The following is a 13,016-nucleotide window of genomic DNA, read 5'->3' on the forward strand; positions in this document are numbered from 1 at the left end:
GCTTGTGTCGTCGCTCATCTAGAGGCCTAACGCCTAAGCTAAGCGGCCGTGCGGGCCGCAACGCATGATTGCACCGGAAACTTCATCCCGCACGGTCCGCTTGAGCGCATAGTTAGGTGCCGCTTTGCGAGATGATTGAGTAGACAAAGACTTTTCCGTCGGGGTGCCGAAGAACAAGCTTCTTGGCAGTGAACTCGACAAGCACGTCGCCTTCGGTGGGGGCGTAGCCAACCTTTAGGCGATTGTTCTCGATCTTCCAGACGGTGAGTGGCCCGGTGCACATACCTCCGCTGCAGTACGTTGCCGACATAGTGCCTTTGCCGAAGTGGAGCTCTTCGGAGTCTCCTTTGGCTTTTGGAGATACGAGCTGCAAGGTCATTCCCTCCAGATGGACGGACGACCAATTGAGCTCCGTGGCTGGGTTCGCCGCAGACGGTTGCATGCTGAATACAAGAAGAGCAGTGAACTGGATCGTCCGGAGTCGCTGCATTTGAGCACCTAACGCTGGAGTTAAGCGGCGGCGAAGCCGTCCGCCTTGAACGAAATGTTAGGCCGCAACACCGCGTTGAAAAAGTGCGTTGCCGTTAAAGCAACGACTAGTTTGGCTTGCGGAAAAAGTAGTACAGCCCAGCTACGAGCATGAGTGCACCGAAGATAACGGCAGCAGACTGACCCGACTGATACGCAGATGAACCGACGTCGGAGGTACCCGATGTGAGCAAGCGAAAAAGAAGCGCGCCGCCCCACAGAATGCCTATGCCGCCAAAGATCTTGTTGCGCATTGCCTAGACTCCCCTCTTGAGGCCTAACGCTGGAATTAAGCGGCGGCGAAGCCGTCCGCTTGAATGAGATGTTAGGCCGCAACGCCAGATTCGGTGAGACCGAACACATGTTTATTGCCGACCAAATTTGCTCCAGATGCCGCCGATTGCCAAGGAGACAACGACAACAACCCAGAACATGAACGTACTGAATGATGTGGAACAACCAAAGGCTCGGAGGCCACCGCCGCTGCCATCTTGGCAACCGACCTGAGATCCTTGCAGCAGGGGCATGCCATAGATATATGTGACGATGCTGGCGCCGAGCAGTACAGCAAGCACCAGAATCGTAAAGATGATGGGATTCTTTAAGGGCACATCTGCGGCCTAACGCTGGAATTAAGCGGCGGCGCAGCCGTCCGCTTGAATGAGATGTTAGGCCGCAACCCCTAGAATCGGTGAGGCCGAACACGTGCTTATTGTTGACCAAATTTTGTCCAGATTGCACCAATTGCAAAGCCGACCACAATTAAAACCCAGACCATGAAGAATCCGAACGAGGTAGAACAACCAAATGATTTGATGCCTCCGCCGATCTGGCAACCCACCTGAGATCCTTGCAGCAGGGGCAAGCCATAGATATACGTGACGATGCCTGCGGCAAGCAACACAGCAAGCACCAGAATCGTAAAAATGACGGGATTCTTTAAAGGCATGACTGCGGCCTAACGCCTGAATTAAGCCGAGCCGCGAAGCGGCTTCGGCTTGAATGAATTGTTAGGCGCCGCCACGCGGAGTGGATGCGCCGGGTTGTTGTGGATGAATGCCTCGACCTCCGAGAGCTTGGCGGGCAACGGAGGAGCGTCAACGCTACGGTAGCTGAAGAAGCGAAAGCCCGCGCTATACAGCGCTTGGACCTTGGCCCATTGCTCCGTGTCCTTTGCGGGAGGAGCTTTGAATGACCGGCCCATCTCATGGAGCTGGCCGCCGCAGCTAGGACAGGTTGCGGTGAAGTCTGGACGAGGCGTGACCTTGAAGCTCTTGCGGCAGTCAAAGCAGGCGTGGGCAATCAGATATTGAGGGCTTGGCATGCGATTGACCTGCAAAGGCGCCTAACGCTTGAGTTGAGCGGCGGCGTAGCCGTCCGCCTCGAACGAGTGGTTAGGCTTGCGCCTGCGCCACACACCCCCAACCATCGTACTCGACGCCAAATAGCTGTGCGAGACACGAGAAAAAGCCTGACACGCACAGAGCAATGGGTTGCTCGACAGGCATGTTGATAGTGACAAGAACGGACGCAGGGTCTTGAAGGACAGCCTTGCCATAGCTGTGATCGTTGACGAAAGACGCAACGAGGACTGCCCTTTCTGCGTCGGGTGCCACTAGAAGAAAGTCTACGTCGCGGAACATAGAGAAATGGTCGCCATTGCGATCAAGTGACCGGAGAACATCCGTGTCGGCTGCGGCGGTTTCCATCAATGTCGCGACAAATTCCATGGGCAAGCCTAACGCTGGAGTTAAGCGGCGGCGTAGCCGTCCGCCTTGAACGAAATGTTAGGCCTCACGCCGGCGCGACTTGATTAGCGAGTAGCCGATGAGCAGCGCTGGAACAGCGGCGACGCCCATGGCGATGGTACGTTGTGCCCAAACAATGGGGAAGGTTGGAATGTACAGCGCCGCAAAAACAACGGCAGTCGCCAGCGCTGGAACCATCCTTCGCTTGTGCACGAGCCACGCAGAGCCGAGCGCTACACAACCGGCAAGAAGGAACACAACGCGCCACTGCATTGCCGAATTGGCGAAGTAGACAAGTGCAGGCCAGCGCGTAGGAATCGCTCCCAGGAAGCTCAGTGTGGAGCCAATGACTGGCCATATTGATAGCCACACGAGCAGCGTGATGATTACAGTCCGGAGGGATGAAGCGGGCGAGTTTCTTTCCATGAGGCCTAACGCTGGAGTTAAGCGGCGGCGTAGCCGTCCGCCTTGAACGAGATGTTAGGCCCGCGCGCGAGCCACCAGTAGTGCGATGAAGACAAGTTGCACCAGAACCACGCCTATGTAGAACCGCCAATCGGGCGGTGATGCATTGCGTGCAGCTACCGCGGCGTATGCCTTGGTGTAGAAGAACGAGTAAGGAATGAGTGCTACGAATGCGAACAGAATGCTCCAGAGCGCTCCCATGGTCATGGAGCAGGCAACAACGACGATGACCGTCGGGATGCCGAGTAGCTGCATGCGCCGAGTCTCTTGCTTGCCAAGCTCCGAGTACACAAGCATTCGTTGAATTTCCTTGCGGGCCTAACGCTGGAGTTAAGCGGCGCGCGGTACGCGCGTCCGCTTGGACGACGGGTTAGAGCCCCGCCCGCAGATGGCATGAGTAAACGCTGCAACAAAGGCTCCGCAGGGCAATGCCCAAAGAGCGGGAACTATTGCGATGAAAAGTGCGACACAGCCAGGCGCAATACCGATGATAAGGACGGAAAGCCAACTTGCCTTATGAAAGTGGCAAAGGACGAAGTAGAGCGGAGCGACTAAGAGAAGGACGGGCAAGCTACCGGTAACGATCGTATAGACGAAGACGACCTCACCTGTGCCGAAGACGCCAAAAAGTGGATTAGTCGCGAACGATGCCTGCGCCGCGGAGAAGCACGCGAATGCCAGCGCAAAAATCGCCAGCGCGGCGAGCGCAACCAGTTCTATTTTTGCAAGTTGCTGCAGATATCTCATTGGGGCTCTAACGCCCGAATTAAGCGGCGGCGAAGCCGTCCGCTTGAATGAAGAGTTAGGGGCTTGCGCCGCGCCATGCTTGGGCGACTGTGCCAGAAAGAGCGCGACCCCCACCGGACGCAAGCTAGCAGCTTTGGATGCCAGGAGCTTGCCGCAGCGCTGTAAAGCCAGCGGCCAGGCGCGAAGGATTGCATGCTGGCGAAGGCTTGGCCGAAGCACCCGCTGCGCGAGAACAACCAAGCAAGGGCCTAACGCTGAAATTGAGCGGCGGCGAAGCCGTCCGCCTCGAATGACTGGTTAGGGGCCGCGACGACAGGGGCCGAGCTGAACATCCGCCTTAACTCGACCATGCCTTTTGCGACCAAGGTTTCCAAGTGGTGCAAGAGTACCTTGCGGATCAGCTTTAACCCAATGGAACACAAGTTCTGTTCGTAGCGCCCGCTTTGTACCGGGACCGTTGCGCATGATGCCGTCAACCAAGGCTTGCATGAAGTGAGCTACAGAGCCATCGGTGTCGCTTTGTTGGACGCCGAGTTGCACCCAGCAGTTTGAGTTTTCTGGATCTATGAGCCAAGCGCCGTGGCGAAGATCAGTGAAATAAAACGCCGAGGTTTCGTAGGCACGCCCATCGTGTTCAGGGCCGAAATGTGTGAGCTGGCAAACCGACACTTGCGCCGGATGCTCGCGGTTCGAGTGAGCGACGGACGGAAGACAGACGGCCCAGAGCAGAGCGATGAAGAGGTAGGCCAAACCGTTCCGTTCCATGAGTGGCCCCTAACGCTGGAATTAAGCGGCGGCGTAGCCGTCCGCTTGAATGAAATGTTAGAACTCAACGACGTGTACATCGCCGGCGAGCTCACCTGAAATTTGCTCTGCAAGAAAGATAGCGTCTTGAAGTGTCTCGTCTGGGCCGTGGGACGCTGTGAGCATGAAGTATGAGTTTGAGCCATCCCCAACACACAGATCATCGATGATGTCCTCGATCCTTGATGCATCAACGCCAACAACCCCAACATAGCCGACGCGCTCATGGATCCATTGCGTCACGACGGCATCGAGTTCCGGGCGATAGCCGTGCAGTGAATGAAGAACAATTTTGCGCGAAGCGGCCATTGAGTTCTAACGCTGGAGTTAAGCGGCGGCGTAGCCGTCCGCCTTGAACGAGATGTTAGCTGCCAACTACGAGCTGGCCACCGATGGATATGAAAAATGCATTTACCGCGATGATTAATGTAAGGAACGTAGCAAGAAAGAAAGGGAAAAAGGAAAACGGCGAAGATATGCCGGCTGCACCAGCGGCTACGGCAGCCAGAGCAATAACTGAGAGCAGCGATAAGCAATGCCACCAATAAGGGAGGCGAATGTTGAAGCGACAAGAGCTACATTTCGTTGATGCCGGTGAGCCGCGGCCCGGAACAAGATCCCAAGCAGAGAAGTCGATCCGGGAATCACAATTTGGACATTTGGTCAGGATCATATGCCAGAAGCTAACGCTGGAGTTAAGCGGCGGCGAAGCCGTCCGCCTTGAACGAAATGTTAGGCCTGCGCGCCTGCATGCGTGTCAGGACCCTTGGCAATACTGACACGGCTTGAACGTGCCACTCGGAAATTCACGTGCCGCAACCTTCTTGGCTTGACTGACGGATGAAACCGAGAACCAGCCACCGTCTCGCCCCAGCGTGCCAAGTGGCTTGAACCTTGTGCCATGAGGCTTGGGAACGTGTGAGCAAGTTTCGTCGTGAAGCGTCGAACAGCGGAGGGGCTTGTCGATGTTTAGCAGCATGCGAGCTGATCTCCCGGACGCAGGCCTAACGCTGGAATTAAGCGGCGGCGCAGCCGTCCGCTTGAATGAGATGTTAGACGGTTGCGACGAGCTGCGCTTGGGCGAGGCTGTTGGCCTGGGCGAGCGAAGAACGATGAGCAACCGGCTCCCGCAAACTACCAGCTCTAAAGGCTGAAGACTTGCCGCGATGCCGCCCGAAATGCTGCTGCAGCGACGGACGACAAGCCCGCGCGAAGCTGGGCGAAATACATGCAACGAAGAACCACCACGAGCTACCGACTAACGCCTGAATTAAGCCGAGCCGCGAAGCGGCTTCGGCTTGAATGAATAGTTATGCAGCCCGGAGAGCCGGTGAAGCGCTGCAGCTGAAGCGATCTTAGCCCGGAAGATATGGTGGACGGGAATCACTCGATGGACGCCAGGCGATCAGGCGGCGAGCTCGCCCAGCCGAAGGTAAAGGCGCCGAATCGAGCAACCGCGCAACACATGATGCGACGGCGCAAACGAGTTGCTGCCCGAAGCGGGCTTTGCCGATCGACATGGGCAGTTGCGGCGCCGTGCGTTGCACTGCAACAAGCACTTGTCCGACCGCGCATAACGCTTGAGTTAAGCGGCGGCGTAGCCGTCCGCCTTGAACGAGTGGTTAGTGCCCAGCACGTAGGCCCGCCCGGAATACTTTTTCGGCCATTTCAGCGGGATACACTACTTGATCGTAGTCATATTTGCCTTCCTCATATTGAACGACAACGACTCGCTCGCCATCGTTGATAGGAAGAGCACAGGGCGAGATGGCGAAAATCGTACCAGAAGCATTTCCGCGAAGAACCTCAATGACTTTTACCCTCACCTTTAGGTGCGGGCGCTCATCAGACCAGCGAGAGCTGATAGCTGTGCCAACGAAAAGACCCTTTGATTCAAGCGCCATCGACTCGTTCGGATTAGCTGGACTACATGCCAACACGTAGCTTGGCAAAGCTAAAGCAACGATGGTGAGGGCGAGTAGAAGAGTCTTCATGGGCACTAACGCTGGAGTTAAGCGGCGGCGAAGCCGTCCGCTTGAATGATTGGTTAGGTGCGTTTACCGGCCTACGCCAAGAAGGCCAGCAATAATTATTGCGACAAAGGCAAATACAGCACCCACGATAGCTACTGCAATGATGATGCCTCCCATGCCGAAAATAATTTTGCCGACGTCGCGACTAACATCCTGAAGCTTTTCTCCGGCACGAAGCTGGTACAGGCCAGAAAGTAATACGAGCACTACAAAAATAGAAACGCCCATCACTAACTCTGGGTCTACATCCCAGAGACGGCCGAGAGTTCCTTGCACGTCCATAAGCACCTAACGCTTGAGTTGAGCGGCGGCGAAGCCGTCCGCCTCGAACGAACTGTTAGGTGCCGCTACCCGCATTGGATGGTCGGGGTGCTCGGCCACGAAAGCGGCGACTTGCGATAATTTTGCAGGGAGCGGCGCGCAAGAGTGGCTGCGGTAGCTAGAGAAGCGAAAGCCTGCGCTGTACAGCGCCCTGACCTTGGCCCATTGCTCAGTGTCTTTGACAGGAGGTGCCTTAAAGGACCTACCCATCTGGTGAAGCTCGCCGCCGCAATTTGCACAGACGACGGATTCATCACGGGGGGCCGCCTTAAAGCTTTTACAACAGTCGAAGCACGCATGTGCCACTAGATATGACGCGCCGGACTTAGCAACTTTTGGTGCGGCGGGCGCACGGTTGCTTGCATCTCGTCGTAGCGCCATGCGTCTGCTTTTCTCGGAATCGGTCATAGGCACCTAACGCTGGAGTTAAGCGGCGGCGAAGCCGTCCGCCTTGAACGAGATGTTAGAACGCTGCAGGCAAACCGCACATTGCATCAATTGCATCCTCATCGAGGCACTCATGCATCCAAGAACCTTCGCCGTGCAGAGCCGCTTCCATGTCCGGCACCTTGAATGTGAGAAAGGGAGTGAATTGATCGTCGTCGATTGATGTATTTGTACATCCATCGATTAGCGCGGCAACCCCGAACGCCGTTGCATGGGTTGCGCTACTCAACAGCTGCGGATCTGCTATCCCGGATTCCACGAGGCTGCCATAAATGGTCTTCAAAAGAAGATCCACCAGTCGATCCTGATACTTGGAGAATCTCTCATGGTCGTATGTCACATCCATGTCTCACCTCAGTTCTAACGCTGGAATTAAGCGGCGGCAGAGCCGTCCGCTTAAATGAAATGTTAGCTCTTATTCGCAAACTTCGATGTGACCGTGGGTTAAGAACTGTTCTTTGGTCTCCCCCCGCTCGTGCGAGGAGTCGGAGCCGCAAGAAATGCAGCGATAGACCGGCTCTGGCGGATGATACAGCTTACGGAATTCCTGGAAGGACATCCCATGCGCAACAGGACTGCTATCGACATACCTTATTCCGACGACCTTATACCCGCGACCAACTCTTGCCTCGATTTCGCTTAGGCGCTCGTTGGGGCGCTGCATCGTAAGCGCTAGTCTGTGCCCAGGGGCAGTTAGCGCAATGCAACCGACCGTCAGCATGTCCGTGTCAGCACAAAACGTGAATACGGGGAAAGACTCTCCACAGGTGCCGCACCTCGCGATGGTCACTTCGCCTTCTTGGTACACGTTGTGGCCCCTGCCGAGCTAACGCTTGAGTTAAGCGGCGGCGAAGCCGTCCGCCTTGAACGAGTTGTTAGGCAGCATGATCACCGGTAGGCAGCCGACTCGGCAAGATGCTGAAGCTCGATAACTTGCTCTAGCTCGTCAGTGGCAAGGTCGTTCGCGAATTGAACACGAATGGTCTTTAAGCTCGTTGCGAGTAATACCCAATCCTCCGTGAAACCGTTCGTGAGTGGGTAGCACGACAAGATGACTCGGAGCGGATTGAGCGCGCGCCGCTCGCACCAGCCGTCGATAAGCTGACCAAGAAGAACATGCACATTGCTGAGGTCTTTGCTCATGCGGCCTAACGCCTGAGTTAAGCGGCGGCGAAGCCGTCCGCCTTGAACGAAATGTTAGGCCGCAACACCGCGTTGAAAAAGTGCGTTGCCGTTAAAGCAACGACTAGTTTGGCTTGCGGAAAAAGTAGTACAGCCCAGCTACGAGCATGAGTGCACCGAAGATAACGGCAGCAGACTGACCCGACTGATACGCAGATGAACCGACGTCGGAGGTACCCGATGTGAGCCAGCGAAAAAGAAGCGCGCCACCCCACAGAATGCCTATGCCGCCAAAGATCTTGTTGCGCATTGCCTAGACTCCCCTCTTGAGGCCTAACGCTGGAGTTAAGCGGCGGCGTAGCCGTCCGCCTTGAACGAAATGTTAGACCTGTGCGGTGCCAAGTGGAACCAAATGCTCGATAGGAGGCATGGCATTTGGAGTGCTCTGACCGTCGATTGACCACAAATCTAGTCCAGCTAGCAAACCATCTTGCTCGAACACATAGGCGCCGAATAGGTGGCCATGGTCGTCACGCCACTGATAGTCCGATAAGGTGCGCATGGCGAACTGTTGAGGATGTTTGCCGTTGACTGCAAAGTCGATACTTGCGCAGCCGCAACCACAGAGACGCGCAACTCGCGCCTGCCCAAGTTGCTCCAGGAACGTCGTGTTGTCCCCATTGCCGTGCTCAAGGAGCCACTGAACAACGGCACGCTCGTCGATGCTCAGAGGCCTATCTATCTCAATGTGCGACGGTGTCTGGTTCACAGGTCTAACGCTGGAATTAAGCGGCGGCGCAGCCGTCCGCTTGAATGAGAAGTTAGACGGTTGCGACGAGGTGTGCCTGGGCCAATTGTTGCGTGGACAAGCGCAGAACGTGATGCAACCGACCCCCACAAACTACCAGCTCTGAAGGCTGAGGACTTGCCGCGATGCCGCGCGGAATGCTGCTGCGGCGAGAGACGGCAAGTCAGCGCGAAGCTGGGCGAAACACACGCGACGAAGAACAACAACGAGCTACCGGCTAACGCTGGAGTTAAGCGGCGGCGAAGCCGTCCGCCTTGAACGAATTGTTAGGCAACCTATTTGCCACCGAGGTCATTACTAACCCGTGCCCAATCGATATAGCTTGCAAAAGTAGGCCACTGAGCTATGCGCGATTTGAGGGCGTTGCGCTCAGCGATGACCCAGCCCATGACGGCCGAAATTGCAACGAGAACGATAGGAGGAAGCATGCAGTAGAGACCAATGACAACAACGAGGAAGAGAGCTAAACCAAGAAGCCAGAGCGCGCGGGCAACTGACGTTGCACGGGCCAACCCCGCTCCCGAACGTAGCGACTCCCAGCGATTCAGCAACTGCTTTGTCCCTGTGTCCATGTGATTCCCTATTGCTGCCTAACGCTGGAGTTAAGCGGCGGCGTAGCCGTCCGCCTTGAACGAAATGTTAGGCGCCGCCAAGCAACCTGATTTCGACGGCGCCACTGGAACAGGATAGCTCGTACTTTTTGCCAACGGAAAATTTGTGCCGCAGGCTTGGAAAACCGTCGACGTACATCCAGCCAGGGCAGAGAAAACTGATCTTGTGTGAGCTTGGTGAGAGAAAGACAATATTTCTGCTTTCTGCCGCGACGGAGCGCCCGTCTATTGCGAAAATACCGCCAAGCCGGTTTGGTGCCAATGTATCGGCGGACTTAGGGAGGCTGAGGCTAGCGGACTCTTGCGGCGGCGCATTTCGAAACGGACTGTTGGAACAGCTCGTTGCGATAAGGATGATTAACGCGAGAAGAGTTTTTCGCATGGCCTAACGCTTCAGTAGTGCCTTGATACGGCGATATGCACTGGATGTTCAGCTTCCCTGTGCGGCCCTTTTCCACCGTAATCCTACACGAGATCAAGCTCTTATCTGATACCCCCGGAGGCGGCATCGTCGATACGCTGCCACACAAACCTTTTTATCCGGGGTGCTATGTCTTATCCACCACAATCCGCGGGGATATCCGGACCCCTTCCGACTCCACCTGCTCCCCGCTTGTTCGACGAAGTTCGCCGACACATGCGGGTTAAACACTACAGCTTACGCACCGAGAAGATCTATATCAGCTGGATAAGGCGGTTCATCTTGGCCAACGCCAAGCGTCACCCGCGCGAGATGGGCGCGGCGGAAGTTGAGGCGTTCCTGTCACTCCTTGCCGTCCAGCGAAAGGTCGCGGCCAGCACCCAGAACCAAGCGCTGTCGGCCCTGCTGTTTTTGTATAGGGTGGTTCTTGGGATCCAGTTGCCATGGATGGAGGGTGTCGTGCGCGCCAAGCGGCCAAAGCGCGTGCCGACGGTGCTATCGCAAGACGAGGCGCGATCCCTGCTGGCACACATGGAAGGCCGGCCACAGCTCCTGGCAAGCCTTCTCTATGGCACCGGCATGCGCCTGATGGAATGCCTGCGGCTGCGCGTCAAGGATGTGGATTTCGCGCGCAACGAGATCACGATCCGTGGTGGCAAAGGAGCCAAGGATCGCCACACCGTATTGCCCAAATCGCTGGTCGAGCCGTTGCAGCGTGAAATCGAACGTGCACAGATGCTGCATGCTGCCGATCTGGCTGCGGGGTTTGGCGCAGCGTCCCTGCCGTACGCACTGGCACGCAAGTATCCATCGGCAGCGCGTGACTTCGGCTGGCAGTACGTGTTTCCGTCCGTACAGCGGTCGATCGATCCGAACGATGGCGTCGAGCGTCGTCATCACTTCGACGACGCCATCCTGACGCGCGGACTGAAGGCGGCGCGTCTTCGTGCGGGCATCGTCAAGTCATTGAGCGCGCACACCTTGCGGCATTCGTTCGCGACCCACCTGCTCGAAATGGGCTATGACATCCGGACTGTCCAAGAGCTGCTCGGGCACAGAGATGTCGCCACCACCCAAATCTATACCCACGTCCTCAATCGCAGCGCCAGCGGGGTCCTGAGTCCCTTGGATCGATGAATGGCTGACGATGTCGACCCACTGGAGCAGCGAACGCTACGCCCACGCCTCGCGTCGGCAGGCCCGAGCAATGCAGCGATCGCATCGGGTCTACTCGCACGGCCACGATTTTTGCCGCTACTCCCGGAAAAATACCGAAAAATTAGACGCCCCCAGAGCGGACGTTCGCGACCGACTCAAATGGGTCGGAAGGCGACGGCGCGCGAAGCCGTCCGCCTAGAACGATTGCCAGCAGTCATTCGCTGTAACCAACTGAGCGACGATTGCCCCCTACTGGAATCGTTAGTACGACAGCGAGACTGCATCCGGTACCCACTGTTGCAGCTTGGCATGCACGTCCGCAATCTGGAGCGTGGCGATCATTTCATCCGCTTCCGCGCGACTGGCGAACTTGATCACGGCTTCGCCGGCGTCGGTGTCATACACGGTGAAGCCGTCGGGTGCGGGATGGACTTCGAGCATGGCCGCCTCTCTAAAAAAGCAGCGCCTGAAGTTCAGGCGCGAAGGGTTGAGACTTTCGGGGGATGAAAGCCCACCATGAAGAAGCCCCGGTTCGTCGGTTCCGCCTGACCTTGCGATGTCGGCAGTGCCGGACGTCCGGTCGGTTTGTTCCTGACTAACGGGGCGCTAATAGATTGCACGGACGGAGACTTGGCCGGCATCGGCGGCGAGCGTCGGCGCGTGTAGGGGATGGCCTATCTAGCGGCCCGTTGCTGGCGTCGGGCTCCATCGGCTCGTCACATGGCGTCTGCGAGACTCGCCGCCGGTATCCTGTCCGCCAATCAGTGGAGAATCCCATGTGCTACAGCGCGCAAATCTGGGCTGACTTCCGAAAATACGAACGCTTCGGCGGCAAGCTCAACATCAAGGAGTTCACCAAGCTCGCCGGCTGGACGAAGAAAAAGGGCAACTGGATGAAGGTCGTGCCGAAGGCCATGCGCCGCGCCATGACCGACGCCACCAGCGGCTCGCTGGATATGGGCACGGTCGAGATGGCGCGCGAGGCTGACGCGGAAGCGATTGCCCTGATCGCTGCCGATATCGGTGTCCAGGAAGCGCGCCTGGTCGACGCCAACGCCAAGCTGGTATCCGCCAAACCGACCAAGAAGGCCGAGAACGATCGCCGCATTGCGACCAACAAGATCGACGCCGGCAAGAAGAAACTCGACGACATGGCCTCGCCCGCGCCGGCTGATGGCGTCGACCGGATCTGGCCGGGTTACGTCGCCCCGGTGATGATCCGCGACCCGGCGACGGGCGAACGCTCCGTGGTGCCCATGCGATATTGGTGCCGCTTGCCCGGCTGGACGGAAGCCGATGAGATAGAGAAGCCCGGCACCTACAACGCACGGCGAGACAAGCTGTCGACGATGTGGCGCAAGGTCTTCGGCCACCAACACGGAATCATGGTTGTCGACCGATTCTACGAAAGCGTTTACCTCCACAACTTGCAGGGGCGACAGTTGGCGCCAGGGGAACGCGAGCAGAGCGTGGAAATCCTGTTCACGCCAGCGACCCGTGAAAATCTCTTTGTGGCCTGTCTCTGGACCTATATCGAGGCTGCCGGTGACGATCCCGGCTTCTACACATTCGCGGCCATCACCGACGATCCGCCCTTGGAAGTCGTCGAGGCAGGTCACGACCGATGCCCCATTCCGATCCAGGAGAAGGACATCGACGCGTGGCTCGACCCGAATCCGAATGACCTCCCCAGTCTTTACGCCATTCTCGACCGGCGTGTGCGACCGTACTATGAGCATCAACTGGCGAAGCCGGAAATCTGATACTCCCGGGCAGCAACCATCGGAACCGCATGTTGGCCAG

18 protein-coding genes are annotated in these 13,016 nt (G+C 57.2%); 2 read left to right on the forward strand and 16 right to left on the reverse strand.

Annotated features, from left to right (window positions below):
- Window positions 1-112: 112 nt before the first annotated feature.
- The 15 genes from ABIE04_RS07165 to ABIE04_RS07235 all read right to left on the reverse strand — a co-directional run bounded on the left by ABIE04_RS07165 (window position 113) and on the right by ABIE04_RS07235 (window position 8,984).
- Window positions 113-379 (reverse strand): hypothetical protein, encoded by a 267-nt coding sequence (locus ABIE04_RS07165; RefSeq protein WP_354547935.1) that lies wholly within the window; start codon window positions 377-379, stop codon window positions 113-115.
- Between the two features lie 217 nt (window positions 380-596).
- Window positions 597-782: an LPXTG cell wall anchor domain-containing protein gene (locus ABIE04_RS07170; RefSeq protein WP_354547937.1), complete on the reverse strand. Its 186-nt coding sequence runs from the start codon at window positions 780-782 to the stop codon at window positions 597-599.
- A gap of 455 nt (window positions 783-1,237) precedes the next feature.
- The gene (locus ABIE04_RS07175; protein ID WP_354547939.1) at window positions 1,238-1,477 is read right to left on the reverse strand and encodes a hypothetical protein; all 240 of its coding nucleotides are present in this window, start codon (window positions 1,475-1,477) and stop codon (window positions 1,238-1,240) included.
- 445 nt (window positions 1,478-1,922) lie between these two features.
- On the reverse strand, window positions 1,923-2,258 hold the full coding sequence (locus ABIE04_RS07180; protein WP_354547941.1) for a ribonuclease E inhibitor RraB: 336 nt from the start codon (window positions 2,256-2,258) through the stop codon (window positions 1,923-1,925).
- 57 nt (window positions 2,259-2,315) lie between these two features.
- A complete protein-coding gene (locus ABIE04_RS07185) occupies window positions 2,316-2,702 on the reverse strand; it encodes a hypothetical protein (RefSeq protein WP_354547946.1) in 387 nt (128 codons plus the stop codon).
- 54 nt (window positions 2,703-2,756) lie between these two features.
- Window positions 2,757-2,996, reverse strand: a complete 240-nt coding sequence (locus tag ABIE04_RS07190) for a hypothetical protein (RefSeq protein WP_354547950.1) — start codon at window positions 2,994-2,996, stop codon at window positions 2,757-2,759.
- Window positions 2,997-3,071: 75 nt separating this feature from the next.
- The gene (locus ABIE04_RS07195; protein WP_354547954.1) at window positions 3,072-3,488 is read right to left on the reverse strand and encodes a hypothetical protein; all 417 of its coding nucleotides are present in this window, start codon (window positions 3,486-3,488) and stop codon (window positions 3,072-3,074) included.
- A gap of 297 nt (window positions 3,489-3,785) precedes the next feature.
- Window positions 3,786-4,253: a hypothetical protein gene (locus ABIE04_RS07200; protein ID WP_354547959.1), complete on the reverse strand. Its 468-nt coding sequence runs from the start codon at window positions 4,251-4,253 to the stop codon at window positions 3,786-3,788.
- 57 nt (window positions 4,254-4,310) lie between these two features.
- Window positions 4,311-4,601, reverse strand: a complete 291-nt coding sequence (locus ABIE04_RS07205; protein ID WP_354547963.1) for a hypothetical protein — start codon at window positions 4,599-4,601, stop codon at window positions 4,311-4,313.
- A gap of 1,313 nt (window positions 4,602-5,914) precedes the next feature.
- Window positions 5,915-6,286: a hypothetical protein gene (locus ABIE04_RS07210; RefSeq protein ID WP_354547968.1), complete on the reverse strand. Its 372-nt coding sequence runs from the start codon at window positions 6,284-6,286 to the stop codon at window positions 5,915-5,917.
- A 63-nt stretch (window positions 6,287-6,349) separates the two neighbouring features.
- Window positions 6,350-6,607: a hypothetical protein gene (locus ABIE04_RS07215; RefSeq protein ID WP_354547972.1), complete on the reverse strand. Its 258-nt coding sequence runs from the start codon at window positions 6,605-6,607 to the stop codon at window positions 6,350-6,352.
- 502 nt (window positions 6,608-7,109) lie between these two features.
- The gene (locus tag ABIE04_RS07220; protein ID WP_354547976.1) at window positions 7,110-7,439 is read right to left on the reverse strand and encodes a hypothetical protein; all 330 of its coding nucleotides are present in this window, start codon (window positions 7,437-7,439) and stop codon (window positions 7,110-7,112) included.
- 542 nt (window positions 7,440-7,981) lie between these two features.
- Entirely contained in the window at window positions 7,982-8,236 is a 255-nt protein-coding gene (locus ABIE04_RS07225) for a hypothetical protein (RefSeq protein ID WP_354547981.1), read from the reverse strand.
- 103 nt (window positions 8,237-8,339) lie between these two features.
- Window positions 8,340-8,525, reverse strand: a complete 186-nt coding sequence (locus ABIE04_RS07230) for an LPXTG cell wall anchor domain-containing protein (protein WP_354547986.1) — start codon at window positions 8,523-8,525, stop codon at window positions 8,340-8,342.
- A gap of 72 nt (window positions 8,526-8,597) precedes the next feature.
- A complete protein-coding gene (locus ABIE04_RS07235) occupies window positions 8,598-8,984 on the reverse strand; it encodes a DUF6984 family protein (RefSeq protein ID WP_354547991.1) in 387 nt (128 codons plus the stop codon).
- Window positions 8,985-10,184: 1,200 nt separating this feature from the next.
- On the opposite strand from ABIE04_RS07235, the gene ABIE04_RS07240 reads away from it, so the two are divergent.
- Entirely contained in the window at window positions 10,185-11,192 is a 1,008-nt protein-coding gene (locus ABIE04_RS07240) for an integron integrase (RefSeq protein WP_354547995.1), read from the forward strand.
- 282 nt (window positions 11,193-11,474) lie between these two features.
- On the opposite strand, the gene ABIE04_RS07245 is transcribed toward ABIE04_RS07240, so the two are convergent.
- Window positions 11,475-11,654 (reverse strand): hypothetical protein, encoded by a 180-nt coding sequence (locus ABIE04_RS07245; protein WP_354548000.1) that lies wholly within the window; start codon window positions 11,652-11,654, stop codon window positions 11,475-11,477.
- A gap of 335 nt (window positions 11,655-11,989) precedes the next feature.
- On the opposite strand from ABIE04_RS07245, the gene ABIE04_RS07250 reads away from it, so the two are divergent.
- A complete protein-coding gene (locus ABIE04_RS07250; RefSeq protein ID WP_354548005.1) occupies window positions 11,990-12,976 on the forward strand; it encodes an SOS response-associated peptidase family protein in 987 nt (328 codons plus the stop codon).
- Window positions 12,977-13,016 lie beyond the last annotated feature (40 nt).

Source organism: Rhodanobacter soli (genome assembly GCF_040548735.1).
GTDB lineage: Bacteria > Pseudomonadota > Gammaproteobacteria > Xanthomonadales > Rhodanobacteraceae > Rhodanobacter > Rhodanobacter soli_A.

What these genes read in the sequence shown, in the direction of transcription:
- ABIE04_RS07165 (WP_354547935.1), bottom strand. Translation starts at nt 379, where the DNA reads ATGACCTTGCAGCTCGTATCTCCAAAAGCCAAAGGAGACTCCGAAGAG.
- ABIE04_RS07170 (WP_354547937.1), bottom strand. Translation starts at nt 782, where the DNA reads ATGCGCAACAAGATCTTTGGCGGCATAGGCATTCTGTGGGGCGGCGCG.
- ABIE04_RS07175 (WP_354547939.1), bottom strand. Translation starts at nt 1,477, where the DNA reads ATGCCTTTAAAGAATCCCGTCATTTTTACGATTCTGGTGCTTGCTGTG.
- ABIE04_RS07180 (WP_354547941.1), bottom strand. Translation starts at nt 2,258, where the DNA reads ATGGAATTTGTCGCGACATTGATGGAAACCGCCGCAGCCGACACGGAT.
- ABIE04_RS07185 (WP_354547946.1), bottom strand. Translation starts at nt 2,702, where the DNA reads ATGGAAAGAAACTCGCCCGCTTCATCCCTCCGGACTGTAATCATCACG.
- ABIE04_RS07190 (WP_354547950.1), bottom strand. Translation starts at nt 2,996, where the DNA reads ATGCAGCTACTCGGCATCCCGACGGTCATCGTCGTTGTTGCCTGCTCC.
- ABIE04_RS07195 (WP_354547954.1), bottom strand. Translation starts at nt 3,488, where the DNA reads ATGAGATATCTGCAGCAACTTGCAAAAATAGAACTGGTTGCGCTCGCC.
- ABIE04_RS07200 (WP_354547959.1), bottom strand. Translation starts at nt 4,253, where the DNA reads ATGGAACGGAACGGTTTGGCCTACCTCTTCATCGCTCTGCTCTGGGCC.
- ABIE04_RS07205 (WP_354547963.1), bottom strand. Translation starts at nt 4,601, where the DNA reads ATGGCCGCTTCGCGCAAAATTGTTCTTCATTCACTGCACGGCTATCGC.
- ABIE04_RS07210 (WP_354547968.1), bottom strand. Translation starts at nt 6,286, where the DNA reads ATGAAGACTCTTCTACTCGCCCTCACCATCGTTGCTTTAGCTTTGCCA.
- ABIE04_RS07215 (WP_354547972.1), bottom strand. Translation starts at nt 6,607, where the DNA reads ATGGACGTGCAAGGAACTCTCGGCCGTCTCTGGGATGTAGACCCAGAG.
- ABIE04_RS07220 (WP_354547976.1), bottom strand. Translation starts at nt 7,439, where the DNA reads ATGGATGTGACATACGACCATGAGAGATTCTCCAAGTATCAGGATCGA.
- ABIE04_RS07225 (WP_354547981.1), bottom strand. Translation starts at nt 8,236, where the DNA reads ATGAGCAAAGACCTCAGCAATGTGCATGTTCTTCTTGGTCAGCTTATC.
- ABIE04_RS07230 (WP_354547986.1), bottom strand. Translation starts at nt 8,525, where the DNA reads ATGCGCAACAAGATCTTTGGCGGCATAGGCATTCTGTGGGGTGGCGCG.
- ABIE04_RS07240 (WP_354547995.1), top strand. Translation starts at nt 10,185, where the DNA reads ATGTCTTATCCACCACAATCCGCGGGGATATCCGGACCCCTTCCGACT.
- ABIE04_RS07245 (WP_354548000.1), bottom strand. Translation starts at nt 11,654, where the DNA reads ATGCTCGAAGTCCATCCCGCACCCGACGGCTTCACCGTGTATGACACC.
- ABIE04_RS07250 (WP_354548005.1), top strand. Translation starts at nt 11,990, where the DNA reads ATGTGCTACAGCGCGCAAATCTGGGCTGACTTCCGAAAATACGAACGC.